Here is a 26,852-nt window from a genome sequence, read left to right on the forward strand (position 1 = left end):
TTAGTCGGGGCAAAAATACATATAAAATACTTACCAATATTAACTAAAGGTTAAGGCAATCAACATGTTATACAAAAAAATAAGGCATCATTTCTTTAAAAATGATGCCTTATTTTTATTTGACTTTTATTTTTTTAACTTAAATTCTTGTAATAATTTAATAAATTCTGTGTAGATGAATCATGTTCGTTAGATTCTGCACTGTTAAATTCCTGTAAAATTTTACTAGCTAATTGCTTCCCTAATTCTACTCCAAATTGATCGTAACTAAAGATGTTCCAAATAATCCCTTGTACAAAAATTTTATGTTCATACATGGCTATTAATTTCCCTAAACTTTCAGGTGACAACTTCTCAACATAAATAGTATTTGTCGGTTTATTCCCTTGGAAAATTTTAAACGGAATAATGGCTTCTGCAGTTCCTTCGGCAATCACCTCATCTTCAGTTTTCCCGTTTAACAAAGCCTCGGTTTGGGCTAAAAAATTAGAAGTTAATTTATCCTGATGATCTTGGTTACCGTGCAAAGATTTTGCAAACCCGATAAAATCGGCAGGAATGAGTTTTGTACCTTGGTGAATAAGTTGAAAAAAGGCATGCTGCGAATTAGTACCTGGCTCTCCCCAAATAATGGTTCCTGTTTGGTAATTGATAGGATTTCCGTTTCGATCTACACTTTTACCATTACTTTCCATAATCCCTTGTTGTAAATAAGTCGCAAACTGATTTAAATACTGAGAATAAGGAATTACAGCTTCGCTTTCTACATTAAAAAAGTTATTATACCAAACACTTATTAAAGCCAATAGCACTGGAATATTAGAATCGAAATCTTCATTTCTAAAATGCTCATCCATTTTATGAGCACCTTTAAGCAAACTATCAAAATGCTCATAGCCCATCGCTAAGCTAATGGTTAAACCTACGGCGCTCCATAATGAAAAACGTCCTCCAACCCAATCCCACATTGGGAAAATGTTGTTAGGATCAATCCCAAAGGCTTGAACTTTTTCAATATTAGTTGATACAGCAACGAAATGTTTTGCAATGTCCGATTCTTCGGCATATTCTAAAAACCACTCTTTTAACGTATTGGCATTAGACAGAGTTTCCTGCGTGGTGAATGTTTTTGACACCACAACAAATAAAGTCGTTTCAGGATTTAGATTTTTAATCACTTCATTAACGTGATCCCCATCTACATTACTTACAAAATGTGTGGTTAAATGATTTTTGTAAAATTGCAAAGCATCTACAACCATGGCTGGACCTAAATCTGAACCACCAATACCTATATTCACCACATCGGTGAATGCTTTTCCGGTGTATCCTTTTCTAACGCCGCCAACCACTTCGTTAGTAAAGGCTTTTATTTGATCTTTTACCTTATAGATTTCAGGCATGACATCCTCACCATCTACTTTAAAACTGGCTGTCTTTGGAGCACGTAAAGCGGTATGTAATACAGCTCTTCCTTCGGTTTGATTTATAATTTCTCCTGAAAACTGACTTTTAATAGCATCTTTAAGCTTCACATCATCTGCGAGCTCTAATAAATATTTTAGAGTTTCTTCGGTTATTCTGTTTTTAGAAAAATCGACATAGAAATCATCCCATTTTACTGTAAATTTATTTGCACGATCTGCATCGGAAGCAAATAAATCTTTCATATGAATGTCTTTAACAGCTTCAAAATGTTCTTGAAGCTTTTTCCATGAAGGTGTGTTTAAAGGATTAATTTTTGGTAGTGTCATGTAGTTGTTTTTGGTTTATGAAATTAAGTGTTCATTCTGCCTAACGGTTTCACCTTTTGGCTCTTCAATTAGCTCAGGTTTAATCTCGAAAGGAATATTATCTAGTTGCTCTTTTATCGGTTTAATAAACTCTAAATATTCTACTTTTAGCGAATCTGAAATAGATTGCGCTTGAGGTAGTTTTTGCTTAAACGGATCAACTTGTTTTCCATTTACCCAAAAGCGATAACATACATGAGGTCCACCAGTATTCCCGGTCATTCCAACCCATCCAATTACATCACCCTGTTTCACATATTGCCCCACTTTAACTTTACGCTTACTCATATGCAAGTACTGCGTTTCGTAGGTAGCGTTATGTCTAATTTTTACATAATTTCCATTACCACCACGACGTTCCGATTTTGTAACCGTTCCATTAGCAGTTGCCATAATTGGTGTTCCTATAGGAGCAGCAAAATCGGTACCTTTATGAGGTCTTACTTTATAGCCATAAACTGCAATTCTACGTTTTAAATTATAACGCGATGAAATTCGACTAAACTGAACCGGTGCCTTTAAAAACGCACGACGTAAATTTTTGGCATCTTCATTAAAATAATCTACTATCCCCTTATCGGAGTCGGTTTCAAAGGCAAAGGCATAAAACGGTTCGCTGTTATGCTCAAAATAAGCTGCTTTAATATTATGAACTCCCGTATAAATAGTATCATCAATATATTTATCGGTATATATAACTTTAAATCGATCTCCCTTTTGAAGTCTTCTAAAATCAATGGTCCAAGCGTAAATTTCATCAGCCAATTTAAAGGCTAACCTCGGACTCAACCCTTGTTCTTCTAAGGTTTCTGAAATACTACTGTTAATAACACCTGTAGCCGATTTTTCAATATAGCTTATTGGTTTTTGCTCGGTATAAGCTTGAATGGAGTCTTTAAAATCTACCACCACATAATCTTCCAAATTAGGTTGATATATAAAGCATTCTGGTGTTTGTAAAGAATCTTTCGCACACAAAAGTGTATATGGCTTACCTAATTGTAAACTTGTAATATCAAAAGTATTTTTTACGGCTTCTACAATATTGTGAATGGTTGAATAGCCAATATGGTTTCGACCAAGAATATGACCAAAACTATCACCACTTTTAATCGTATCACGTTTTACGACGTAATCATTTAAATTATAACCGAATTCATGAATTTCTTTGACTTCCTCAACTACAGGGGGTTCTGCTTTTACAATAGGTGTCGATTTCTTGGGGTTATCTTTACAAGCTGAAAATAAAATGATTAATCCTAAAAGTGCTGTTACTTTATATTTGTTCCCCATGCTTCTTTTTCTGTCTTTGTCCATAATTCTGGAAAAAATATTCTTTTCTGATATTTTGGGTGCATATACTTCACCCATTCACTGCCACCTGTTGCTTCGGCAGTTTTTCCACCAATATTTAAATAGTGATTTGCGGTGTTGTAATGTGCCATCACCCACTTGATATTTACTGTATAATCATAGTGGCGCATGGCTTTCACCAATGCTTTGTTTTCTTGTGCAGCCTTAGGTAGCTGTTTAAACTTGCTCCACAAATTGTTGTTTTTATAAAACCGCGTAAAATTAATAAATTCCGATTTATACTTCTGTTCAAAAATTGTTAAAGTATAAGACTTTTTCCCTGTAACAAAATCTTTTCCAGCAGCTTGCCAATACAAATGCTCAAAAGCATGTTCATAAGAGGTATTTCGATCTATGGTATCTCGAAAGCGCTTATCAATGAGGTTTATAAGCTCGGTAGATGCAAATTCTATTTTTCTATACTGCGCACTTTGAAAACCACTTGCTGGTGTTAAGGTGGTTCTAAATGCATTGTATTGTTCCAAATCCATACCGTCCTTCATGATACTAAAAGACGAAGTGAGCACATCAAAATAACGACTCACCCTCATAATTTTATCGGTAAATAATTCTGCAGTTAAGGTTTCGACTTCGGCCACTTGACTAATTTCACTAAGTACCATTTTAAACAGTAGTTCGGAAATTTGATGGTACATGATAAAAACCATTTCATCGGGAAAGTCTGTTCGTGGTTTTTGAAGACTTAACAAGGTATCGGTTTGTATGTAATCCCAATAATTAATTGGGCGGCTATGTAATAAACCTTCTAAATGCGTTTCGAGGTCTTGATCTAGCGCATCGTATTTTTCTTTTAGTTTATCTGATAAATCTTTATTAGCCATACCTATTTCTTACTCGTTTTAAAAGGGTGTTTTAAACCACTAAAATCTTCTAAATCGGCTCTTAAAGACCCAACCGCTAAATCTGCCTGTATACGTAATGGTATTTTATTTTTATCTTTAGAAACCCAAAGCGTTAAGCTTTCCTCTTCTTTAAAAACGCGCCCTGCCATCACATATGGTCTAAATTTTAAAGCTCTAACTGGCCCAAAATCTGTACTAATGGTTTCTTCTCCCAAATATCGCAATTTAAACCCGTAATTTTCATCATCAAAAAACATATCGACATGTACTTCATGACCAATTTTAATGGTTTTTGTATCTAAGTTATTTCGAAGGTAATAAAACGTAGAAACCATGTCTTGAACATTAGGTTTGGTTTCAATAACCTTTTTGGTATCCTTCTTTTTATCATGTATATAAGCCTTATTTTTCACTTGATCAAAATCGATTACCAAATCCTTGGTATGCCCACCTTCATCAATGTCTCGTACAAACTTATACGGCACTAAACTCTCCTTATCGAAATAACTCTCATAACGATCTTCTACAGCAAAAAACCATTTTATCATGCCTGTAGTCCAGCCTTTACCAACAACATGATAAACATCCTTACCTTTTACCTCCCCTTCTTTCACCGTTAAAGTGGCATTCCCTGCCTTTAACCAATTACTATAACTCATTTTAAATTTAAACCACTCACCAACTCCAAAAGCCGATTCTTCTTGTGCGATAGCAGTAGGCATAACGCCTAAAATAAATAATATAAGTAGTGTTTTTTTCATCATACGTTGGGTCGTTTGTTATACAACTTCTTAGCTGTGTTTTTATTGTTATACTTAAATTCTGGCAATTACTGTTCCATAAAACACATTGAAATTCTATTTATAAAATAGTTACCGCAAAGCTTCACGAGCAAAAACTTAAGTTTTGTCAGAAAACGACATCTAAATGTATTCAAATTTTAATCATTAAAAAAGACCTATTACGTTTAATTATAATAGATCTATTTATAATATAAATATGAATTAGTAAGACACTATTAATGAAATTGCTATAACCGAGACATTAAAACCAAAACCCTACATTAAAAAACCATTTGCGCTCTCCCAATTCTGGGGAATAAGTGTATTTAAGTTGAATAGGACCAATAAAGGTTTCAACACCATAACCTATACTGTAACCAGAATAATCGGGTAGTGTAAACCACTCGCCAGAATCGAAAATATCATCATCGATATTAGCCCAGTTCCCTTCTAGCAAAATGTGCTGTTTTCTAAAAATTTCGTAGTCGAAAGTGAGTGCTGATTTTACGTAACTATTACCTGTTAACGAAACAAAATCGTAACCTAAAAAGGGAACAAAATTATTAATTAGGTGATTTCCATAACCACCCAGAGCAAAATCTAGGGTAGGATCGGATTTATCTCCAATTTTAAAGCCGCCGCTGGTTTGAAAATTAAAGGCCAACTTTTTAGAAATACTATAAGCGTAACCCATGCTTGCTTTGGCAATAGAATAATTTTTAAAATCGCTACCTTCACTGGAAGAATACAGGTAGATATTCAATTGACCATCGAAATAAACCCCATTTCTCGGGAAATAAAAATCGTCGTACTTATCCATTTTTAATGCGCCTACAAGACCTAAATAGTTGGTACTTCCAAAGGAATAATCTTCATCATCAATCCCTGTTAAATTTTCGGTATCAATTTCAATATGCTTGTGTTCTGCCCCCATACTAAAGGCAAAATCTCGCATAAATAAAGTTTGCACATATAATTGATTCGTTTGATCTCTTAATTTCACATCAATTTTATTAAGGCCATTATCCCTTAATGGTTCATCCTCCAAAACCAGGTTCGCATTTATTTTTTTAGCAAACTGATTATAACGCGATTTAACACCTATACTCCAATAAAATCCTTTATCAATTAAATATTCAAAATTATAGCGCACATTATCTCCCAAAATCAAATCGAAAGACATCTCGTCATTTTTAAACAATAGGCGCTTTTTGGTGAGATTAAGTAAAACAGCTGTTTTGTATAAATCGTCGTAATGCACCCCCAGTTTTAAATAAGCATCTACTGAAGATTCCCTAACTCGTGCTACCAAATCGTAACCCACCGTATCTTTGGATTGTTTTAGTTGATACTCAAACGTATCAAAGTTATCGGTGGCCACCAAATTATTAACCCCTTCATTAAAATCGGCATAACTTACAGTCTCCTTTTCTTTTAATTTAAGTTTACCCAAAACGTAAGCTCTGGTGTAATGTTTAATACCATTAATCCGAATATGGTTAATAGAAATACTATCTACATTACGATATTGCAATGGTTTTTTCGCTGTTGCCTTAGTATACGCAGGTAATTTTTTAAGCACTTTCACTTTAGTTAAAGCAGCTTCTCTCCCTAAGTTTATTATTTGTTGTCCATCATCAAAGGAAATCATATTGTAATCCATAATATCTGGCTTAATATAGATATCTGTTTTCTTAACTTTAAGCCGCATATCATTAATAGTTCTGAAATTATTTATTTGAAATAATAAATCAGGAGCAGAAGATAAATGCTCACGATCGGCCAAACCGTCTTGAACATCTACACCAATAATAATATCCATACCTAAATCTCGAAGCTCATCTACTGGATAGTTATTTACAACGCCACCATCTACCAAAATGGCATCATTAATCATTACGGGCTGATAAAGTGAAGGCAAAGCACCGCTTGCCAAGATAGACTGCGCTAAATTCCCCTTATTTAAAATGACTTGTTCGCCATTTTCAACATTAGTAGCTATACAAAAAAAAGGTACTGGAAGCTTGCTAAAATCATCTATACTTCCAACTGGAAACAATAAGTTTGAAAATAAATTATAGGCATTATGTCCTTTAGAAATAGCTGATGGTAATTTTACAGAAAACTTATTAAAAGGTAATTTTACTGCATATTTTTCGGCATTCGTACGTTCGGAAAATGTTTTGGAAGTACGAGGCAATTCATCACTAATAAGATCATCAAAATTAATCACTTGAAATAGAGAATCTAATTGTTTTCCAGAATATCCCGCAGCGTATAAACCTCCAATAATGGCCCCCATACTGGTTCCTGCTATATAATCTATTTTCACCCCAAGACTATCAATCACCTTTAATGCACCAATATGAGCCAAGCCTTTTGCACCACCGCCACTCAAAACCAAACCTACTTTAGGCTGATTTTCTTGAGCATTTTGTTGCGCTTCCGCGGAAAATACAGCGAAAAATAACAAGATACATATGAGGTATTTTTGATTCAAAGTTCTATTAGGATTACAGCCTTAATTTTTTAATTTTTATGATAATGGTTATACACTTTTGAAGCTCTAGAATGCCCTATAACAGCTTCCAATTCTTCAAGTTTAGCATTTGATATACGTTTTACCGATTTAAAATGCTTTAAAAGTTCTACAATTGTTTTTTCGCCAACACCTGGTATGGTTTCTAACTCGGTATTTAAGGCCGTTTTACTTCTACGATTTCTATGATGCTCGATACCAAAACGGTGTGCTTCATTTCGTAAAAACTGAATAACCTTAAGCGTTTCACTCTTTTTATCCAAATATAGCGGGACAGGGTCATCGGGATAAAATAATTCTTCCAAACGCTTAGCAATACCTATAATGGCAATTTCCTGACGTAAACCTAAAGCGTCTAAACTTTTTAAAGCCGAAGACAACTGCCCCTTACCACCATCAATAATAATTAATTGAGGCAAGGATTGATTTTCTTCAACCATGCGCTTATAGCGTCTGTACACCACCTCTTCCATCGAAGCAAAATCATCTGGTCCTACAACCGTTTTGATATTAAAATGACGGTAGTCTTTCTTACTTGGCTTACCATCTTTAAACACCACACATGCCGCTACCGGATTTGTTCCTTGAATATTAGAATTATCAAAACACTCTATATGTCGTGGTTCTTCCGACAACCTTAAATCTATTTTCATTTGTGCCATGATCCGATTGGCGTGTCGGTCGGGATCTACTATTTTTATTTGCTTAAAACGCTCCATACGATAGTATTTTGCATTTCGTAAAGACAAATCGAGAATGTGTTTTTTATCACCTAACTTAGGCACCGTAACCTTGATATCTTCACCCAAATCTACATTAAAAGGTACGTAAATTTCTTTAGAATTGGAATTGAATCGTTGCCTTATTTCAGTGATAGCCAGCTCTAAAAGTTCGCGATCGGTTTCTTCTAATTTCTTTTTAATTTCTAAAGTATGAGATCGAATAATAGAACCGTAAGATACTTGTAAAAAGTTGATATAACCATAACTTTCATCACTCATAATCGAAAACACATCGACATTACTTATTTTAGGATTTACAATGGTCGATTTTGCTTGATAGTTTTCTAAAATCTCAACTTTTTCTTTAATTTTTTGAGCCTCTTCAAACTGCAAATTTTCAGCATAAGCTTTCATTTGAACCTTAAATTGCTGCAACGAGTCTTTAAAATTTCCTTTTAAAATCTCACGAATGGCTTTGATATTCTCATTATAAGCCACTTCAGTTTCCAATCCTTCACAAGGCCCTTTACAGTTTCCTAAGTGATATTCTAAACATACTTTATATTTCCCTGAATCTATTTTTTCTTCAGACAAATGATAATTGCAAGTTCTAAGACTATATAGCCCTTTTATCAAATCCAATAAAGTATAAACCGTTTTTAAACTGGTATAGGGACCAAAATATTCACTGCCATCTTTAAAAACACGTCGGGTGCTAAACACTCTGGGAAATCGCTCTTTTTTAATGCAAATCCAAGGGTATGACTTATCATCCTTCAGCAATACATTATACCTGGGTTGGTATTTTTTTATAAGATTGTTTTCTAATAGCAGCGCATCGGTTTCTGTATCGACAACAATATGCTTAATGTCTACAATTTTTTTTACTAAAACCCTAGTTTTCCCGCTATCGTGTGTTTTATTAAAGTAGGAACTGACTCTTTTTTTTAGATTTTTAGCCTTCCCAACATAGATAATAACGCCATCTTTATCATAGTATTGATAAACTCCTGGCTGATTGGGAAGCGTTTTTAATTGTATCTCTAGATTAGGCTGATCCATTCCCGTAAAGGTAATTCTTTTTAGATTTTAAAGGAAATTCACAGCTTTAATAAATCGCTTTAAGTATTCATAAAAACAACACTCTCAAAGCCAGAATTGTAGTAAATGTAGCCTAGTACTTTAACGTCACATTTAATCCATTATCTAAAAATAAAGCACAATAAGAATGCGCTTTAACATGTGAGAATCTGTAGATGTAAATTATTTTTTATAGATTGAAGATCATAATAGCTATTCTTTATATTTGAGTTAACTAATTCCCTACATTGCGCCACTTTTAAAAAAAATAACAATGAGTAAGAAAACCCTCGGACGCACTGATATTGTTGACTTCCCTAATCTGGAGCTCTTCAATATAGATGTAAAAATGGACACTGGAGCTTACACTTCTACCATCCATTGTTCAAAAATTATTGAAGAAGGCAGCACTTTAAGATGTATTTTTAACAGTAATACCCATAAAAATTTTGGCAAAACAGAAATAGTTTTCGACACTTTCTGGCGTACCGATGTAAAAAGCAGTAACGGTTACAAAGAAAATCGCTACAAAATCAAATCTGACATCGTCTTTTTTGGCAAAACATATAAGATTAACCTAACTTTAAGCACAAGAGACGATATGAAATTCCCAGTGCTTATTGGCAGACAGTTTCTAAAACAAAAATTTATAGTAGACGTAGATTTAATAAACGTTTCCTTTCTAAAAAAATAACATGAATATAGTCGTTCTATCAAGAAATTCGCAGTTGTACTCTACCGATCGCCTTATTGAAGAAGGCGAAAAACGAGGACATAAAATGGAAATTATCGATCCTCTAAAATGCGATATCATCATTGAAAAAGAAAAACCCACAATTTTCTATAAAGACCGGTATTTGGATTACGTAGATGCTATTATCCCAAGGATTGGCTCTTCGGTAACCTTTTATGGTTGTGCCGTTGTTAGGCAATTTGAAATGATGGGGGTTTTTACTATTGTCACTTCTGATGCTATCCAGCGCTCACGTGATAAACTACGCAGTTTACAGCGTTTAAGCAAAGCAGGAATAGGCATGCCTAAAACTGTTTTTACAAATTACTCTAGAGATGTCGAGGAAGTTATCGAACATGTTGGAGGCACGCCAGTAATCATTAAATTACTTGAAGGCACCCAAGGACTAGGCGTTGTTTTAGCCGAAACTAAAAGTGCTGCCGAATCGGTCCTAGAAGCTTTTAATGGTTTACAAGCACGTGTTATTGTTCAAGAATTTATTAAGGAGGCCGGAGGCGCTGACTTACGTGCCTTGGTGGTAGATGGACAAGTTGTTGGCGCCATGAAACGCCAAGGTAAGGAAGGAGAGTTCCGCTCCAACCTGCATCGTGGAGGTTCAGCCAATATTATAAAATTAAGTCATGATGAACTCAAATTGGCTATGAGCGCAGCGGCAGCCCTTAAACTACCCGTTTGTGGTGTAGACATGCTTCAATCATCTAGAGGCCCACTACTTTTAGAAGTAAACTCGACACCCGGATTAGAAGGCATCGAGAAAGCCACTGGTCGCAACATCGCCAAAGCCATTATATCTTTTATTGAAAAAAACAAAAGGTAATGACAAACATAAACAAAGGTGATTTACACATTCTTGGTACTACCATAAAATTGGGAGAAAGTAAGGAGGTTAACTTTAATGTGGCCAACTTACACTCTTCTACCCCAGTAAACGTTCCTATAATTATTGAACGCTCCAAAAAACCCGGGCCAACGGTTTTATTTACAGCAGGTATTCATGGTGATGAGGTAAATGGGGTTGAAATTGTTAGACAGCTCATCGCGAAAAACATAAACAAACCGAAATGCGGCACCATAATGTGTATGCCTGTTATTAATATTTTCGGGTTTATAAACTTAACACGTGAGTTTCCCGATGGTCGTGATTTAAACCGTGTTTTCCCTGGTAGCCCTACGGGCTCTCTTGCAGGACGCGTGGCTCACAAACTGATTAATGATGTGATACCGAATGTAGACTTTATAATCGACTTTCATACCGGGGGATCGGGGCGCTTTAATGCACCTCAACTTCGTTTTGAAAAATCGAATGAAGAGCTTATCGCTTTAGCCAAAGTTTTTGGAGCGCCTTTTGTACTTTACTCCAAAAATTTATCGAAATCTTTTAGAGCTACCTGTTCGAAATTAGGAAAACCAATATTACTTTTTGAAGGCGGTAAATCTTTTCATATTGATGATGTGGTTACAAATTCAGGTGTTAATGGTTCCAAGCGTATTTTGAAACACCTGGGTATGCTTAACACCAATATAAAATCGTCTAAACCGCGACATGATTGTGTATTTATTGATGACAGCAAATGGATACGAGCCAAATACTCAGGGATGTTTAAAGCCTCTATTCATATTGGAGCATATGTATTAAAAGGCGATGTTTTAGGTCATATTACCGACCCATACGGAAAGTTTAATTACTTTGTAAAAGCATCAAATTCGGGTTATATTATTAATGTTAATGAAGCGCCCGTCGTATATCAAGGCGATGCATTATTTCACATTTCAAAAAAATTAAAACGTGTATTAACATAGGCAATTTGAGTTCTACATGGTAACGATAGTACAAAATCTGAAATTACTGGTTTAATAACCACTTGTCATTTCGACAGAAGGAGGAACGACTGACGAGAAATCTTCCTATAGCAAGATTCTTCCTCATGCTTCGTCTGAATGACAGCACTCCAAAAACAAAACAATTGTATTCATTAAAAACAAATAGAGTTAATTCAAATTAATGGTAGTCAGACAAGCCAACCGAACTAAATAAACATGAATAAGTTAGCATTAAGAAAAAAATATAAGGCGCTTCGAGCAGAACTCACCGAAGCACAATTGGAAGATTTAAGTTTACTCATTTCTAATCAGCTTTTACATTTACCCATTTGGAGCTATACTTTTTACCATATCTTTTTAAGTATTGCTGAACAAAAAGAAATAAACACCGATTATATCCTGAATATTTTATCGGGAAAGGACAAAAATATTCTGATTTCTAAATCTGATTTTACTACCGGCGCCATGCATAGTTTCTTGCTCACGGACAACACCGTGATTAAAAAAAATAGCTATAACATTCCTGAACCGGTAGATGGTATTGAAATAGAGAACAGTAAAACTGACGTTGTTTTTGTTCCGCTTTTAGCTTTTGATAACAAAGGCAATCGTGTTGGTTATGGTAAAGGTTTTTATGATCGCTTTTTAGCACAATGCAAACCTGGTACCGTAAAAATAGGCCTATCTTTTTTTGAAGCTGAAACTGAGACTATTGAAACTTTTGAAACAGACGTTAAATTAGATTTCTGTGTAACACCACATAAAACATATCGATTTTAATCGTTACAGCTTTCGCAGTACGTTGCTCGTAAATAGGCATCATCTAACAATTGAAAGGTCACACCTCCATCTTCAACAGCATTAAAGAGCTCACAAAAACGCTTGTGATTCATATTATAAGCATTGAGTAAAATAGAACGATAATCGGTATCCTGAGTAAGTTCTTTATTAACTAAAGTCAGGTTTAAGTAATAGTAAAGTAAATCTTCGTCTACATCGATACTTTTTGCCTTATTTTCCAACAGCTTAACAGCATAATCTAGATTTGCATAGTAGGTAAAAAATTGTGCTAAACTTAAATAGTCGTAGTCAGATAAAGTAAATTCGCTATAGTGCTTATCAATAAAACCAACAGCTTTGTCTTTATTGTCATAATCGCGTTTTCTCATGTACTCTTCAGCTTTAACAATATTGTAATTAACAAGCATTCTGGTAATAAGCGCATGGTCAATGCCATAAGTTTTCAAGGCATTGATATCATTTTTAATCTGATTATCATCAACATCTTGCCATTTATGACGCCATAATATAATTTTAACAGCTGTAATATTGTACTTAACGTGAGCATCCTGGGGTACTAATTTTTCAAGTTCTAATAACGCATTATACACGTTTAGCGCTTGCCTTTTATCTATCATATATAAAAAGGACATGTTTTTATTAAGCAAATTAGCGTATTTCTCCTGCTGAGGAACTTCCATTTTTCTTAAAAATAATGGCGAAACCGTGCCTCCTTTAATTTTCTCAAAAATGGAATTCTGAATCGCTATAGCTTCTTCTAAATCATCGGAGGATAGTGAGGCATGAAACTTTTCAAGTAAAATATCTTCAGACATGGTTTTGTACTTGTCTTTGCGCTCCAGTTCCAAATCGACAACGGCCTTACGGTGACGTTCCAAAATAGGTTCCATTTTCTCACTTACACCAGCAGCAAGCTCTCTTTTAATTTGATCTTTACTTAAGGTATTTAAATTTTCATAGGGTGTTCCTTTAATATCATTAAAAAATTCCACCCAATTCTCGGAAGATGAAACTGTCGTCTCAATAGTAGGTTGTTGAAACGACTGCAATGAAGCCACAATACTATTGGCGCGTTGCTCTTGCAGTTCCAAATTACGCTCTAAACTCCCTTCAACCGAAGCATAGGCCTTAATATTTATAGCAGTTATATTATAATCGGTAAGTCTTAATGAATCGTATATAGGTTTTATATCTTCTTGGGAATATTCAGCTTTGTCTTTTTCAAAAGGAATTTTAAACTTCAAGGTTTTATTCTTAAGATCATAGCCCTCTTGACCTTTGGCTTGAATTTTTCTAGTTGAATAACTTAATGAATCCAAGTACATCCCCATATCGAGCAAATCCCAAGGGTAAGATTCCAAATCGTATAACAGATTATATCGACAAAGTGTTTTATTACCTAAAAAGAGGATGTTATATTCTATAGGCTCTTTAATTTCCATATCGGAAACACGACCCACATGCACACGATAGGCTTTATCGCCATGAGGCCTTAAGGCTTTCCGTAATCGTGAGCCATAGAGTGGACGCATCAATCGACCACGAATTTGTTTGTTTTCTATAGAATCTATACTACAATCATACTTACTTTTTGTAACCAAATCTATGGCAATACCATCACTTTCAGTTGCAAATAATTTATTAAACCAGTCCTTATCATTCACTTCAAAGTACAGGTTATTCCCGTCTCTTTTTATGGAAAACTTAACCTCCTTGGGTTTGTTTTTAAAAGTTTCAAAACAGGATTTACATTTTTGATTTCTCTCATTGGCACTCCTAGGAAAAACAATATCGTAATGGTTTTGGACATATACTTTCTGAAAAGTAAAAACAAGTACAAGAGCTAAAAGTAGGCGGTTCGGCTTCATTTATAAGGCTTTAAACCCCAAATATAGGAAAACCCTTATCAGAAGAAAATTCTTGACCGAATAAATTTACGCTTCGGCTTTAGAAAAAGCCTTTTTATTAAATACAATCAGCATAATAAAGCCTGTACTTATAGCCACATCGGCAATATTAAACACAGGTTCGAAGAAGTTAAAACGCTTGCCGCCATACACAGGAAGCCAATGTGGCAAGTCTACTTCGATTAAAGGAAAATATAGCATATCGACCACTCGGCCATGTAATAAAGTATCGTAACCTCCCGTTTCTGGTAGAAACGTTGCAACCTGATTGAAACTATGGTCAAATAAAACACCGTAAAATACCGAATCGATGATATTACCCAAAGCGCCTGCAAAAATTAAGGCAATGGCCACGATTAATATAATGGAGCTCCGTTTTTTGGTGGCATCATATAACCAATACCCAATTCCGAAAATAGCAAACACCCGAAATAAAGTTAAGGCCACTTTAGCGCTTCTATCGGAGATTAAGGATGTAAAATCGCTAATTTTGGTACCCCAAGCCATGCCGTCATTTTCAATAAAATAGATTTTAAACCATGAAAACACATCAACACTTTCATGTAAAGCAAAATGTGTTTTAATGTAGATCTTACTAATTTGATCAATAAGTAAAATAACAATGATAATAAAAATCGATTTCTTTAAAGACATGGACAGAAATTAGAAGTCTATAAAGCTTTAAAAACTTTATACATAAATGGTGAAATTTTAAAATAGGTAAGAGCTAAAAATAAAAAGGCTGTCTCAAAAGTGATGTCATTCTAGTTTGTTAGTTTGAGTGTGTCAAAACCTTTAATGTAATAGTACATTGAGATATTTTGACAACTTCAATATGACATATAAAATACTTTTCAGACAGCCTATATAGCTATATTAAAAAACTTATTGTTGCATGTTTTTTGCTTCAATGCTTAAAGTCGCATGAGGCACAAGCTCTAATCGTTTTTTATTAATTAATTTTCCTGTAACACGGCAAATACCATAAGTTTTATTCTCGATACGAATAAGGGCGTTTTTTAAATCACGAATAAACTTTTCTTGACGAATAGCCAATTGAGAATTCGATTCTTTACTCATAACAGCACTACCTTCATCAAAAGCCTTAAAAGTAGGTGATGTATCTTCAGTGCCATTGGTTGAATCATTCATGTAGGCACTTTTAATAAGGTCTAAATCGTATTTCGCCTTTTCAATTTTTTCTGTAATTAGCGCTTTAAACTCTGCTAAATCTGCATCCGAATATCTTACGTTATCTGCCATAATATTAATGTTTTTCAATAAACAGTTTGGTATTGACATCATCAAAAGCAATTTCTATACCACCGTCTAAATTTTCAACTATTTCTAGTTCTTTGGTTAAAGTTTCCGACTTAATATAAGCCACATTTGCCTCTACAGCGTTTACAATTTGCTCATCTCTAAGAAGTTTAACAGCAATATTGTCTGTAACTTCAAAGCCTGAATCTTTTCGTAAATTTTGAATGCGGTTAATTAACTCTCTGGCAATCCCCTCTTTACGCAAGTCTTCCGAAATAGTTACATCTAAAGCTACGGTTAAAGCACCTTCATTTGCTACCAACCACCCCTCGATATCTTGGGAGGTAATTTCAACATCTGAGCGTTCTAATGTAATATTTTTTCCATTAATATCAACTTCTAAACTGCCATTTTGTTCAATTTTGTTAATATCTTCAGGTGTAAAGTTAATTACTGCTCCAGCAATGGCTTTCATATCTTTTCCAAAGCGCGGCCCTAACACTTTAAAGTTCGGTTTAATCTGTTTTACTAAGATATCCGACGCATCTTCCAGAAGCTCAATCTCTTTAACATTCACTTCGTGTTTTATCAATTCTGAAACCGCTGCGATTTCTTCTTTTTGCTGAAGAGAATTTACAGGAATCATAATTTTTTGAAGTGGCTGACGTACTTTAATTTTTTCCTTAGCTCTTAAAGACAAGACTAAAGAAGATATGATTTGTGCGTTTTCCATTTTACGCTCCAAGCTTTTATCGACAAAAGCACTATCAAAAACAGGGAAATTTGCTAAATGCACACTTTCAAACTGCTCTTTTTGGGTCACCGAATTTAAATCTAAATACAGTCTATCCATAAAGAACGGAGCAATAGGCGCACCTAATTTAGCTATGGTTTCCATACAGGTATAAAGCGTTTGATAAGCCGAAATTTTATCCTGCTCATAATCGCCTTTCCAGAATCGCCTTCTACTTAAACGTACATACCAGTTACTCAAATAATCTTGAGTGAAATCTGAAATCGCTCTAGCAGCTCTTGTTGGCTCGTAATCGGCATAAAAAGCATCCACTTTCTGGATTAAGGTATGTAATTCTGAAAGTATCCAACGGTCTAATTCAGGACGTTCTGCTAACGGAATATCGGCTTCAGCATAACTAAACTTATCCAGATTTGTATATAAACTGAAGAATGAATAGGTATTATAAAGTGTTCCGAAGAATTTACGTTTTACCTCTTCTACCCCTTCAATATCAAATTTTAAGTTATCCCAAGGATTCGCATTGGCAATCATATACCAACGGGTGGCATCGGCACCGTAATTGCTTAAAGTTTCAAAAGGATCGACGGCATTCCCTAAACGCTTGGACATTTTTTGTCCGTTTTTGTCGAGTACCAATCCGTTAGACACCACATTTTTATAGGCTACAGAATCGAATACCATAGTAGCAATAGCGTGAAGCGTGTAAAACCATCCACGTGTTTGATCGACACCTTCAGCAATAAAATCGGCTGGGTACGATTTTTTATCGTCTATTAAATCTTTGTTTTCAAATGGGTAATGCCATTGTGCATAAGGCATAGATCCTGAATCGAACCATACGTCAATTAAATCGCTTTCGCGGAACATTTTCTGACCGGTAGGCGATACTAACACAATGTTATCGACAATATTTTTATGAAGATCGAGTTTCGCGTAATTTTCTTCTGAATTGTTTCCTACTTCAAAATCTTCGAAAATATCCTTTTCTAAAACTCCTGCTGAAACAGCCTTAGCCATTTCACTTTTTAATTCTTCAACAGAACCAATGCAAAGTTCTTCCTTACCATCTTCAGATCTCCAAATTGGCAACGGAATACCCCAGTAACGCGAGCGTGATAAATTCCAATCGTTCGCATTGGCAAGCCAGTTTCCAAAACGACCAGTTCCTGTAGCTTTTGGCTTCCAGTTAATGGTGTCGTTATGCGCTACCATTTTATCTTTTACATCGGTAACTTTAATAAACCAAGAATCTAACGGGTAGTATAAAATTGGTTTATCGGTACGCCAACAGTTTGGATAACTGTGTTTATATTTTTCAACCTTAAAGGCTTTATTTTCTTCTTTTAATTTGATCGCGATTTCAACATCCACCGAACGCTCTGGCGCTTCACCGTCGTTGTAATATTCGTTTTTCACGTATTTACCAGCAAACTCACCCATTTCTGGTCTAAATTTACCTTGTAAATCTACAAGAGGCACTAAATTGCCATTCTCATCTTTCACCAACATAGGCGGTACTTCTGGAGTCGCTTGTTTTGCAACCAAGGCATCGTCGGCACCAAATGTCGGCGCGGTATGTACGATTCCTGTACCGTCTTCGGTAGTCACAAAATCACCAGCAATGACGCGAAATGCATTTTCCGGATTATCATTTGGCAGCGTATACTTTAAAAGCTGCTCGTATTTTATTCCTACTAAATCCTTACCAATACATTCACTAATGATTCTATACGGGATTTTTTTATCGCCTTGTTTATAAGCTGAAATTTCAGAAGCCTCTTCGACTAATTTGAATTTCCCAGAAAACTGATAGCTTACTAATTTTTTAGCCAATACCACTTTAACAGGCTCAAAAGTATACTGGTTATAGGTTTCAACCAATACATATTCTATTTTCGGACCAACGGTTAATGCCGTGTTACTAGGAAGCGTCCATGGTGTTGTCGTCCATGCCAAAAAGTGAATATCTCCTTGATTTTGGAAGAATTCTGGAAGACTTTCGGTTACAGCTTTAAACTGTGCCACGATAGTTGTATCGGTAACATCCTGATAAGTTCCTGGCTGATTTAACTCATGAGAACTTAAGCCTGTTCCTGCTTTTGGAGAATACGGTTGAATGGTATAGCCTTTGTAAAGCAAACTTTTGTTGTAAATCTGCTTTAGTAACCACCAAACAGACTCCATATATTTTGGTTCATAGGTAATGTATGGATCGTCCATATCTACCCAGTAGCCCATTTTTTCAGTTAAGTCATTCCAAACATCGGTATAACGCATCACGGCTTTTCTACAAGCGGCGTTATAATCTTCAACAGAAATGCTTTTACCAATATCTTCTTTAGTAATACCTAATTCTTTCTCCACGCCCAACTCAATAGGCAAACCATGGGTGTCCCAACCAGCTTTACGCTTTACTTGAAAACCTTTCATGGTTTTATAACGTGGAAAAATATCTTTAATCGCACGCGCTAAAACGTGGTGCACTCCGGGAAGCCCGTTTGCAGATGGTGGCCCTTCGAAAAACACGTAGGGTTCTTTACCTTCTCTAGTGGTTACACTTTTCTCAAAAATGTTGTTCTCTTGCCAATATTGTAAAATGTCACTTGCTACATTTGGCAAGCTAAGACCTTTATATTCAGGAAATTTAGCGTTCATTTACTTGTATTTCTAATAAGTCCGCGAATTTAAGGAATTATACTTGAATTTACTGGCTTTTAGAAGAAAAATACAAGGGTTTAACAGTATGCAAAGTCCGCCTTTTACAAACCGATTTCTGTTATCCTGAAAAGATTGAAAACTGATTAAACTAGAAAATCCACTAAATCTTCCATTTTGGAAATAAGCTGAATTTTAATTGCAGTATTTTGAAGCGAAATCTTGTTATATTTAGAAACAAAAATGGTAGCAAAACCTAATTTTTCAGCTTCTAAAATACGCTGTTCCACACGCTGAACGGGTCGTATTTCACCTGAAAGACCAACCTCGGCAGCAAAACAGTAATCTTTGGGAATAGACACATCTTCATTGGATGACAAAATAGAAGCTACAACCGCCAAATCGATAGCCGGATCATCTACAGTGATACCACCAGTAATGTTTAGAAAAACATCTTTTGCACCCAAACGAAAGCCAGCACGTTTCTCTAAAACAGCCAAAAGCATATTTAAACGCTTGGCATTAAACCCTGTTGCCGAACGTTGCGGTGTACCATAAACCGCAGTACTAACCAAGGCCTGAACCTCAATCATTAAAGGACGCATACCTTCTAAAGTTGCTGCAATAGCATTACCCGATAGCTCTTCGTCTTTCTTTGATATTAATATTTCTGAAGGATTGGTCACCTCTCGAAGTCCAGAACCTTGCATTTCATAAATCCCCAATTCGTTCGTAGAACCAAAACGGTTTTTATGAGCTCGTAAAATTCGGAATACATGGTTACGATCGCCTTCAAATTGCAAAACGGTATCTACCATATGTTCCAAAATTTTTGGACCAGCGATATTTCCATCTTTAGTAATATGCCCAATAAGCAGCACCGGAGTCGCCGTTTCTTTAGCAAATTTTATAAGTTCGGTAGTACATTCTTTTATCTGAGAAATGCTCCCTGAGGAAGATTCAATATAGTCGCTATGCAGGGTTTGAATGGAATCTATGATCACAATATCAGGCTCCAAAGCTTCTATTTGCTTAAAGATATTTTGAGTTTTTGTTTCTGTTAAAATGTAACAATTACTGTTATTGGGATTAACACGTTCGGCACGCATTTTAATTTGTTTCTGACTTTCTTCTCCAGAAACGTAAAGCGTTTTGTAAGGCAAGCCTAAAGAAACCTGAAGCAACAAGGTACTTTTTCCAATACCCGGCTCTCCTCCTAAAAGTGTTAAAGATCCAGGCACAATACCACCTCCCAAAACGCGGTTTAATTCCCCATCAAAAGTGTTTAATCGTGGCTCTTTCGAGGTATCAATTTCACTCACTAACAATGGCACAGCCGCTCGTTTTGATGCTGTTGTTGGTGTTTTCCAATCGCTTTTTTCAGCCTTTTGCACCAATTCTTCTACAATGGTATTCCACTCTTTACAAGCAGTACATTGCCCTTGCCATTTTGCGAATTGTGTTCCGCAATTCTGACAAAAAAATGTGGTTTTAACCTTGGCCATAAAATCTTTTTATTTTAACAGAAACAACGCGATTAGTTATATCCAAAATCCGCTTTAATAAGGTCAGCTCTATCCATCACTTCATCCTTAGTAATTCCTGCAATTTCATCTAAAGTATAAGCCGACTGGTAAGTTCTCATAGCACGTTTAGTTTCACCTGTTTCCTCATAAAAACGTCCAATGTAATAACCTCCCAATAAAGTTTCAGGATAAGATTTTCTAGCCATTTTACCTAATTCCTCATAGTACTCGTAAGCCTCTTTCTTTTCGATGGCAGCAGCAATAGCTTTAAAATCATTAATCAAAATAGGTTTTTCAATACCTAAAACCGAACTAATTTCTTGATATTTTTCTTGAAGATATACTACAGGCGAAGTTTCCAATTCAAGAATAACTTCCTTATATTCTTTTTTAGAAATAGGCTGATAGATTTTAAACATTTTTTCTAAAGCTACAGGAATAGCATTTGTTGGAACTGAATAATGCGAAACATCTTTAAAGTTATTAAAATTATACTCTAACTGCTCATTTTCAATACCTGCAATATCTGAATTTAAAGCATCAGTCATCGACTTAATGGTTTCTGTATCGTAATCTGTATTTGCTAAATAATAAAAGGTTTTAGATGGCACTTTTCGTAAAGCTTCTGGCAAATAATCCAACATATTTGGCGCCAAATCTGGACTTATAGCCACATAAGATTGAAATAACGGTTGCGGTTTTAACAGATAGTAATTAATGAAATTTGCAGATTCACTATGACCTATTATAGCCTTAAAACTTCCTGTTTTAAATGATTTTTCAATAAACGGAATCAATTCCAACCCGATAAACTCAAAAAATGCTGCTCCAGAATCAATAGGCAATGAATTTTGCTCGGAATACATACAATCGTCATAACGCTTATTTAATTGGTTTACACCCACCACAACGGCTGGCGGCATATCTTCCCAATACGTAAAATAAGAAACGTTTCCTGCAACAGCTTCAAACATGTAATCGGCATCTAAAACAATAATTAAAGGATAGTTCCCTTGATCTTTATTATAACCTTGAGGCAGTTGAATTTTCAGCTGACGATCTTCTCCCAATTTTGAAGAAGTGATGGTTTGATATTTAACCTGTGCCCCCACATAACTCACTGACACGGCAAACAATAAAACAAAAAGTAGGTTTTTCATATTAAATAATTAGATTTTGGTTCGGTAGGCCAAGGTAATAAATAAACCGAGAGTTTAAAAGCAAAGTTTTAGGAAGTACAAACTTCGTATTACCCCTTGATTTTGATACGTTTTCTATTGTAAATAGGTAGGTAGATTAACGATAGTCCGCCACAAACAATTATAACTAATGTTTGAGATGCCCACATGATCCATCCGTAAGCAATACTAGGTTCTTCGGGAATTCCAAATAAAGAAAAGGCTGCATAAACTGCTAAAGGGTAGGACCCAATCCCCCCGTTAGTGGCAGCAATACTAAAACTTGCAGAAATGAACCCAACTAGTACTGCTCCGGGCGCAACCACCCCTAGTTCGCTAATTGCAAAAGTGGTTATATAAAACATAAGTACGTACATCCCCCAAATAAAAAGGGTATGAAAAATATACGCCCATTTGTTTTTCATTTTGAAGATACTTAAAACCCCTTCAATTAAGCCTCCAACAAAAGTTTTAATTTTTAAAGCAATTGCAGACTGACTTCTAGTCACAAAAAAGGCAACAATTAAAAACAAGATAAGACCAACCACTAAGAGCAGTATAATCTTAAGCGGATTAAACTTCTGAATTAAAAAGCCATATATAAAATCGAATTGAAGAAAAAGCGTAATCAGCATAATCCCCATCATAACAACCATATCGGCGATACGTTCGGCGACAATAGTTCCGAAACCTTTTTCAAAAGGAACGCCTTCATAATTCGTTAATAGTGAGGCTCGAGCAACCTCTCCCGCTCTTGGTATGGTATAATTAATTAAATACGCTGCAAAAACAGCCATAAAACTATTTCCAAACTTTACATGATAACCTATGGGAGACAGCATAAATCGCCAACGGTAAGCCCGTGACATATGACTTAACAACCCCAAAAACATGCCCAACACAATCCATGAATAGTTTGCGTTTTGCACATAAACTAAAAGTTTATCAATAGAAACTTTAGACAGAGAATACCAGATTAAAAAAACTCCCAATAACAATGGGAGTATAATCTTTAACAGATTTTTTATTTTCTGATTCAATAAATTATTTTAACAAGTTTGTCGCTTCATCAGGAAAAACTAAAGCAGGCTTAAACCCTTTAGCTTCTTCAATATCCATCATCGCATAGGTAATTAATATTAAAGTATCGCCAACTGCTACTTTTCTTGCTGCTGCTCCATTTAAGGTAATTTCTCCAGTATTTCGAGGTCCTGGAATACAATACGTTTCTAAGCGCTCGCCATTATCATTATTTACAATTTGAACTTTTTCTCCTTGAATAATATTGGCGGCTTCCATCAAGTCTTCGTCAATGGTGATACTACCTATATAATTGAGTTCTGCACCGGTGCATTTAACTCTATGAATCTTAGATTTTACTACGTGAATTTGCATGAGGCAAAGGTAATTAATTTAGAGCGATATTATCGATTAGTCTGATGTCATCAGCATAAACAGCAATAAAAGCTCTGTATTTTTTTTGTTTTTCTTTTTCTGTAATTGTTTTTAATGTGTTTTCATCGGCGATAATAAAATACTCCAAATCCAACAACGGATGTGCAGAAAACTGATTTTCAACCCATTCCGACACATCACTAGCACTTTCTGTGCCAAATTTCTCTTTGGCAGATGTTAAAGTTTTATAAATAAAAGGGGCTGCTTCTTTATAATCTGGCTTAAGTCTGACATTACGTGAACTCATTGCTAATCCATTCAATTCCCGATAAATAGCACAAGGCACAATAACTATAGGCATGTCATGTTTCTCTACCATTTTTTTAATGATAGCCAACTGCTGAAAATCCTTCTCTCCGAAATAAGCTTTCTCAGGTTTAACAATTTCAAACAAACGCTTTACTATGGTACCAACACCGTCAAAATGTCCAGATCTAAATTTACCCTCCATTTCAAACTCCAAACCATCGAAATCGAATTTTTGAGCTACCAATTCACCTTCATAAACATCATTAATAGTTGGCGCATAAACCATTATTCGTTGGGCATTTACTGCTTCTAGAAGCGCAACGTCGGTTTCTAAAGTTCTAGGGTATTTTTCTAAATCATCCTTATTATCAAACTGGGTTGGATTCACGAAAATACTCACCACCACTAGATCATTCTCAACCAAAGCTTTTTTCACCAATTCAAGATGACCTTCATGCAAAGCTCCCATGGTAGGCACCAAACCAACGGTTTTATTTTGTGCTTTCACAGCATCAAGCGCTGCTGTAATTTGTTGTTTTTCTGAGTAAACTTCCACGATTTAATATAAAATTAACGGGTGCAAACTTAAGATTTTACAAGCAATTTGCATAAAATTTTGTATTTTTGCGTGTTTTTTATTTTCAATTGCTAAAAGAATCACCTTTACAAGGTTTCTCGATATAAGATGAAATCCGTAAATTTTACGTTAGTAAAGGCTTTTTAAAGTCAACAAAAACCATCATATGAAAGATAAGAGGATATTATATGTATCATCTGAAGTAGTGCCCTATTTACCTGAAACCGAAATTTCTTCAATGTCATTTGAAGCGCCTAGATTAGTGAACCAGCAAGGCGGACAAATTAGAATATTCATGCCTAGGTATGGCAATATAAATGAGCGAAGACACCAATTACACGAAGTTATACGACTATCTGGTATTAATTTAGTTATTAACGACTTAGACATGCCGTTAATTATTAAAGTAGCTTCAATACCAAAAGAACGCATTCAAGTTTATTTTATAGATAACGACGAATATTTCAAAAGAAAAGCAACGTTAACTGATGAAGCAGGAAAATTATTTCCAGACAACGACGAACGTGCCATTTTTTTCGCAAAAGGCGTTATTGAAACGGTGAAGAAATTAAATTGGGCGCCCGACATTATTCATGTTCATGGTTGGTTAGCTTCTTTATTACCGCTTTATTTCAAGGAATATTATAAAGATGAACCGTTATTTAACGAAAGTAAAATTGTAACCTCGGTATACAATCAAAGTTTCAACGGGACGTTAAATGAAGAAATGATTAATAAAATCAAGTTTGACAATATCGATAACGATTCGGTTAAACCACTGGAGGAACCAACATATACAAACTTAATGAAGGTTGCTATTGATTATTCAGACGCTTTAATTATTGGTTCTGAAACCATTCCAGAAGATTTAGAAACCTACTTAAAAGCATCCGATAAACCTATTTTAGAATATAAATCGAAAGATGAATTTGGTGAAGCTTATACAACATTCTTCAACGAAACCGTTTTAGGCTAAGATCAAAGTCATTACATTTTATGAAAAAGACAATTAAATTCCTTCGATACCCTATTGTTTTTCTTCTTTTGGTTAGCGCTTTTATTAGCTGCGATAAAGATTTTAACGTTATAGAAAGTGATGTTCTTAGCGATGAGAACGCAAATTTTAACACTAAAGACACGCTTTGGCCTATAATTGCTTATAACAAAAAACTAGATTCATTACAAATTAACAACCTAGGGAATACGGGTAATGCTGGTTCGGGAGGAAATTTACTTGGTGTATTTAACGATCCTGCATATGGTTTAACAACAGCAAGCATTGTATCGCAATTGGTACCTGCTACACTTTCTCCAGATTTTGGTGAAAACCCTGTTTTAGATAGTGTGGTTTTAAAAATCCCTTATTACAGTACTATTGATAGTTATGATGACGACAATAATCCAGAATATAAATTAGATTCTTTGTACGGAAAAAGCGATTCCTCTATTAAGTTAACAATCTATCGAAATAATTATTTTCTAAGAGATTTTGATCCAACTAGTACAGAAAACACAGCACAAAACTATTATTCGAACGGAAGCAGCTCAGTTAATTCAGTACTAAATGGTACTTCTGTTATTAACTTCGACGATCATATTGCAGACCCGATCACACCCATATATTCCGATCCTTCTTTTATTCCTGAGAGCAAAGCCACTATAACAACGGTAGGTGAAGACGATGAAGAGGTCGTTACTAGAGAATCCCCGGCATTTCGCGTAAAATTGGATACCACTTATTGGAAAACAACCATTATTGATAAAGCAGGTGACCCTGTACTAAGCAGTAACAATAATTTTAAAAATTATTTTCGCGGACTTTATTTTAAAACGGAAGCCATCAACGCAGATGGAAGTATGTTACTCCTAAACTTAGCCGCTACTAATGCGAATATCACCTTGTATTACACCTCTGGTGAAGCTGAAAGCAGAACTCAGAATACTTATATTTTGAATTTCTCAGGTAATATTCTTAATACTTTTATTAACAATTATAACATCACACTAACCAATGGTGATAAAACCTCAGGCGATGACCAACTGTACTTAAAAGGCACCGAAGGATCCATGGCTGTAGTCGAGCTATTTAGCGGACAGGTGGATTGCGATGGTGATGGTGTTTTAGATATGGATGCTATTGATTGTTTTAAGCAAACTTATAGAAGATTGGATGAGAACGGCAATTATATTAAAGACCCTATAACCAATAGGTTTGAAGTAAAAAAATTGATCAACGAAGCCCAACTTATAGTTACCGAAGCAGATAACCTGCCTTCAGGAGGTTATGAAGATTATCATACATACGACCGTATTTATGCTTACAACTTAAAAACCAATAACCCTACTTTAGATTACTCCATTGGTGATGCTACAACAAATGCTGCAGACCCATTAAACTCCAAAATTATAAGTTTAGGGCAACGTAGCGATGATGGCGTTTTCAAAATTCGTTTAACCCAACACCTTAATAATATTTTATTTACAGATTCCATTGCAGAAGATACCCCTACTAAACTAGGGCTAGTACTTTCTACAAATGTAAATTATACCGATACCGGGATAATTTTAGACAGTGGTGACGAAGTAACAGAGGTACCAAGAGCTTCCATCATTTCGCCACGTGGAACCATTATTCAAGGTAGTACACCTGCGATTCCTGTAGAATCTAGACTTCGATTGAGAATATTTTCTTCCGAAGCCAAAGAATAAAAACCATGAATCAACCATTTTTGTGACTTTCATCGTATAAAATGAAAGCTTCACATAATAAATGTGATTCA

General features: G+C 35.2%; 21 protein-coding genes. 6 read left to right on the forward strand and 15 right to left on the reverse strand.

What is annotated here, in order from left to right; genetic code table 11:
- Positions 1-134: 134 nt before the first annotated feature.
- From pgi to uvrC, 6 genes are all read right to left on the reverse strand, one after another.
- Positions 135-1,754, reverse strand: coding sequence for a glucose-6-phosphate isomerase (gene pgi / locus JJL45_RS01140; RefSeq protein ID WP_068601291.1), 1,620 nt, complete (start codon positions 1,752-1,754; stop codon positions 135-137).
- A gap of 15 nt (positions 1,755-1,769) precedes the next feature.
- Positions 1,770-3,086, reverse strand: coding sequence for a peptidoglycan DD-metalloendopeptidase family protein (locus JJL45_RS01145; RefSeq protein WP_068601290.1), 1,317 nt, complete (start codon positions 3,084-3,086; stop codon positions 1,770-1,772).
- Positions 3,065-3,988, reverse strand: coding sequence for a tryptophan 2,3-dioxygenase family protein (locus JJL45_RS01150; RefSeq protein ID WP_068601289.1), 924 nt, complete (start codon positions 3,986-3,988; stop codon positions 3,065-3,067). Before JJL45_RS01150 ends, JJL45_RS01145 begins: the two co-directional genes overlap by 22 nt.
- Before the next feature lie 2 nt (positions 3,989-3,990).
- Positions 3,991-4,770: a DUF3108 domain-containing protein gene (locus tag JJL45_RS01155; RefSeq protein ID WP_068601287.1), complete on the reverse strand. Its 780-nt coding sequence runs from the start codon at positions 4,768-4,770 to the stop codon at positions 3,991-3,993.
- A 283-nt stretch (positions 4,771-5,053) separates the two neighbouring features.
- Positions 5,054-7,264 carry a patatin-like phospholipase family protein gene (locus JJL45_RS01160; protein WP_068601285.1) on the reverse strand — a complete coding sequence of 737 codons (2,211 nt, stop codon included), beginning with the start codon at positions 7,262-7,264 and terminating at the stop codon, positions 5,054-5,056.
- 56 nt (positions 7,265-7,320) lie between these two features.
- Positions 7,321-9,114 carry an excinuclease ABC subunit UvrC gene (uvrC, locus tag JJL45_RS01165; RefSeq protein ID WP_068601283.1) on the reverse strand — a complete coding sequence of 598 codons (1,794 nt, stop codon included), beginning with the start codon at positions 9,112-9,114 and terminating at the stop codon, positions 7,321-7,323.
- A gap of 292 nt (positions 9,115-9,406) precedes the next feature.
- On the opposite strand from uvrC, the gene JJL45_RS01170 reads away from it, so the two are divergent.
- From JJL45_RS01170 to JJL45_RS01185, 4 genes are all read left to right on the forward strand, one after another.
- Positions 9,407-9,826: an ATP-dependent zinc protease gene (locus JJL45_RS01170; RefSeq protein WP_067144933.1), complete on the forward strand. Its 420-nt coding sequence runs from the start codon at positions 9,407-9,409 to the stop codon at positions 9,824-9,826.
- Between the two features lies 1 nt (position 9,827).
- Positions 9,828-10,703, forward strand: coding sequence for a 30S ribosomal protein S6--L-glutamate ligase (rimK, locus tag JJL45_RS01175; RefSeq protein WP_067144934.1), 876 nt, complete (start codon positions 9,828-9,830; stop codon positions 10,701-10,703).
- On the forward strand, positions 10,703-11,686 hold the full coding sequence (locus JJL45_RS01180) for a succinylglutamate desuccinylase/aspartoacylase family protein (RefSeq protein ID WP_068601281.1): 984 nt from the start codon (positions 10,703-10,705) through the stop codon (positions 11,684-11,686). The genes rimK and JJL45_RS01180 overlap by 1 nt, the downstream gene beginning before the upstream one ends.
- 237 nt (positions 11,687-11,923) lie before the next feature.
- Positions 11,924-12,487: a 5-formyltetrahydrofolate cyclo-ligase gene (locus tag JJL45_RS01185; RefSeq protein ID WP_068601279.1), complete on the forward strand. Its 564-nt coding sequence runs from the start codon at positions 11,924-11,926 to the stop codon at positions 12,485-12,487.
- On the opposite strand, the gene JJL45_RS01190 is transcribed toward JJL45_RS01185, so the two are convergent.
- The 9 genes from JJL45_RS01190 to panC form a co-directional block, all read right to left on the reverse strand.
- On the reverse strand, positions 12,484-14,376 hold the full coding sequence (locus tag JJL45_RS01190; RefSeq protein ID WP_068601277.1) for a hypothetical protein: 1,893 nt from the start codon (positions 14,374-14,376) through the stop codon (positions 12,484-12,486). The genes JJL45_RS01185 and JJL45_RS01190 overlap by 4 nt on opposite strands.
- 66 nt (positions 14,377-14,442) lie before the next feature.
- Positions 14,443-15,069 carry a lipoprotein signal peptidase gene (locus tag JJL45_RS01195; protein ID WP_068601275.1) on the reverse strand — a complete coding sequence of 209 codons (627 nt, stop codon included), beginning with the start codon at positions 15,067-15,069 and terminating at the stop codon, positions 14,443-14,445.
- A 231-nt stretch (positions 15,070-15,300) separates the two neighbouring features.
- A complete protein-coding gene (locus JJL45_RS01200; RefSeq protein WP_068601753.1) occupies positions 15,301-15,678 on the reverse strand; it encodes a TraR/DksA family transcriptional regulator in 378 nt (125 codons plus the stop codon).
- 4 nt (positions 15,679-15,682) lie between these two features.
- Positions 15,683-19,087: an isoleucine--tRNA ligase gene (ileS, locus tag JJL45_RS01205; protein ID WP_068601273.1), complete on the reverse strand. Its 3,405-nt coding sequence runs from the start codon at positions 19,085-19,087 to the stop codon at positions 15,683-15,685.
- A 146-nt stretch (positions 19,088-19,233) separates the two neighbouring features.
- Entirely contained in the window at positions 19,234-20,592 is a 1,359-nt protein-coding gene (gene radA / locus JJL45_RS01210; protein ID WP_068601271.1) for a DNA repair protein RadA, read from the reverse strand.
- 32 nt (positions 20,593-20,624) lie between these two features.
- The gene (locus JJL45_RS01215; protein ID WP_068601269.1) at positions 20,625-21,773 is read right to left on the reverse strand and encodes an alpha/beta hydrolase; all 1,149 of its coding nucleotides are present in this window, start codon (positions 21,771-21,773) and stop codon (positions 20,625-20,627) included.
- A gap of 89 nt (positions 21,774-21,862) precedes the next feature.
- Complete coding sequence (locus JJL45_RS01220) at positions 21,863-22,831, reverse strand: lysylphosphatidylglycerol synthase transmembrane domain-containing protein (RefSeq protein WP_068601268.1); 969 nt, start codon at positions 22,829-22,831, stop codon at positions 21,863-21,865.
- A 4-nt stretch (positions 22,832-22,835) separates the two neighbouring features.
- Complete coding sequence (gene panD / locus JJL45_RS01225; RefSeq protein ID WP_068601266.1) at positions 22,836-23,186, reverse strand: aspartate 1-decarboxylase; 351 nt, start codon at positions 23,184-23,186, stop codon at positions 22,836-22,838.
- Positions 23,187-23,199: 13 nt separating this feature from the next.
- On the reverse strand, positions 23,200-24,051 hold the full coding sequence (gene panC / locus JJL45_RS01230; RefSeq protein WP_068601264.1) for a pantoate--beta-alanine ligase: 852 nt from the start codon (positions 24,049-24,051) through the stop codon (positions 23,200-23,202).
- Between the two features lie 187 nt (positions 24,052-24,238).
- On the opposite strand from panC, the gene JJL45_RS01235 reads away from it, so the two are divergent.
- On the forward strand, positions 24,239-25,048 hold the full coding sequence (locus JJL45_RS01235) for a glycogen/starch synthase (RefSeq protein WP_067144945.1): 810 nt from the start codon (positions 24,239-24,241) through the stop codon (positions 25,046-25,048).
- Positions 25,049-25,068: 20 nt separating this feature from the next.
- Positions 25,069-26,781, forward strand: a complete 1,713-nt coding sequence (locus tag JJL45_RS01240; RefSeq protein ID WP_068601262.1) for a DUF4270 domain-containing protein — start codon at positions 25,069-25,071, stop codon at positions 26,779-26,781.
- Positions 26,782-26,852: the final 71 nt, after the last annotated feature.

This window comes from Tamlana sp. s12, assembly GCF_016767215.1.
Lineage (GTDB): Bacteria > Bacteroidota > Bacteroidia > Flavobacteriales > Flavobacteriaceae > Pseudotamlana > Pseudotamlana agarivorans.

Bases quoted from the DNA above. Each gene is read 5' to 3' on its own strand.
- pgi (WP_068601291.1), bottom strand. From the start codon at position 1,754: ATGACACTACCAAAAATTAATCCTTTAAACACACCTTCATGGAAAAAG.
- JJL45_RS01145 (WP_068601290.1), bottom strand. From the start codon at position 3,086: ATGGGGAACAAATATAAAGTAACAGCACTTTTAGGATTAATCATTTTA.
- JJL45_RS01150 (WP_068601289.1), bottom strand. From the start codon at position 3,988: ATGGCTAATAAAGATTTATCAGATAAACTAAAAGAAAAATACGATGCG.
- JJL45_RS01155 (WP_068601287.1), bottom strand. From the start codon at position 4,770: ATGAAAAAAACACTACTTATATTATTTATTTTAGGCGTTATGCCTACT.
- uvrC (WP_068601283.1), bottom strand. From the start codon at position 9,114: ATGGATCAGCCTAATCTAGAGATACAATTAAAAACGCTTCCCAATCAG.
- JJL45_RS01170 (WP_067144933.1), top strand. From the start codon at position 9,407: ATGAGTAAGAAAACCCTCGGACGCACTGATATTGTTGACTTCCCTAAT.
- rimK (WP_067144934.1), top strand. From the start codon at position 9,828: ATGAATATAGTCGTTCTATCAAGAAATTCGCAGTTGTACTCTACCGAT.
- JJL45_RS01180 (WP_068601281.1), top strand. From the start codon at position 10,703: ATGACAAACATAAACAAAGGTGATTTACACATTCTTGGTACTACCATA.
- JJL45_RS01185 (WP_068601279.1), top strand. From the start codon at position 11,924: ATGAATAAGTTAGCATTAAGAAAAAAATATAAGGCGCTTCGAGCAGAA.
- JJL45_RS01190 (WP_068601277.1), bottom strand. From the start codon at position 14,376: ATGAAGCCGAACCGCCTACTTTTAGCTCTTGTACTTGTTTTTACTTTT.
- JJL45_RS01195 (WP_068601275.1), bottom strand. From the start codon at position 15,069: ATGTCTTTAAAGAAATCGATTTTTATTATCATTGTTATTTTACTTATT.
- JJL45_RS01200 (WP_068601753.1), bottom strand. From the start codon at position 15,678: ATGGCAGATAACGTAAGATATTCGGATGCAGATTTAGCAGAGTTTAAA.
- ileS (WP_068601273.1), bottom strand. From the start codon at position 19,087: ATGAACGCTAAATTTCCTGAATATAAAGGTCTTAGCTTGCCAAATGTA.
- radA (WP_068601271.1), bottom strand. From the start codon at position 20,592: ATGGCCAAGGTTAAAACCACATTTTTTTGTCAGAATTGCGGAACACAA.
- JJL45_RS01215 (WP_068601269.1), bottom strand. From the start codon at position 21,773: ATGAAAAACCTACTTTTTGTTTTATTGTTTGCCGTGTCAGTGAGTTAT.
- panD (WP_068601266.1), bottom strand. From the start codon at position 23,186: ATGCAAATTCACGTAGTAAAATCTAAGATTCATAGAGTTAAATGCACC.
- JJL45_RS01235 (WP_067144945.1), top strand. From the start codon at position 24,239: ATGAAAGATAAGAGGATATTATATGTATCATCTGAAGTAGTGCCCTAT.
- JJL45_RS01240 (WP_068601262.1), top strand. From the start codon at position 25,069: ATGAAAAAGACAATTAAATTCCTTCGATACCCTATTGTTTTTCTTCTT.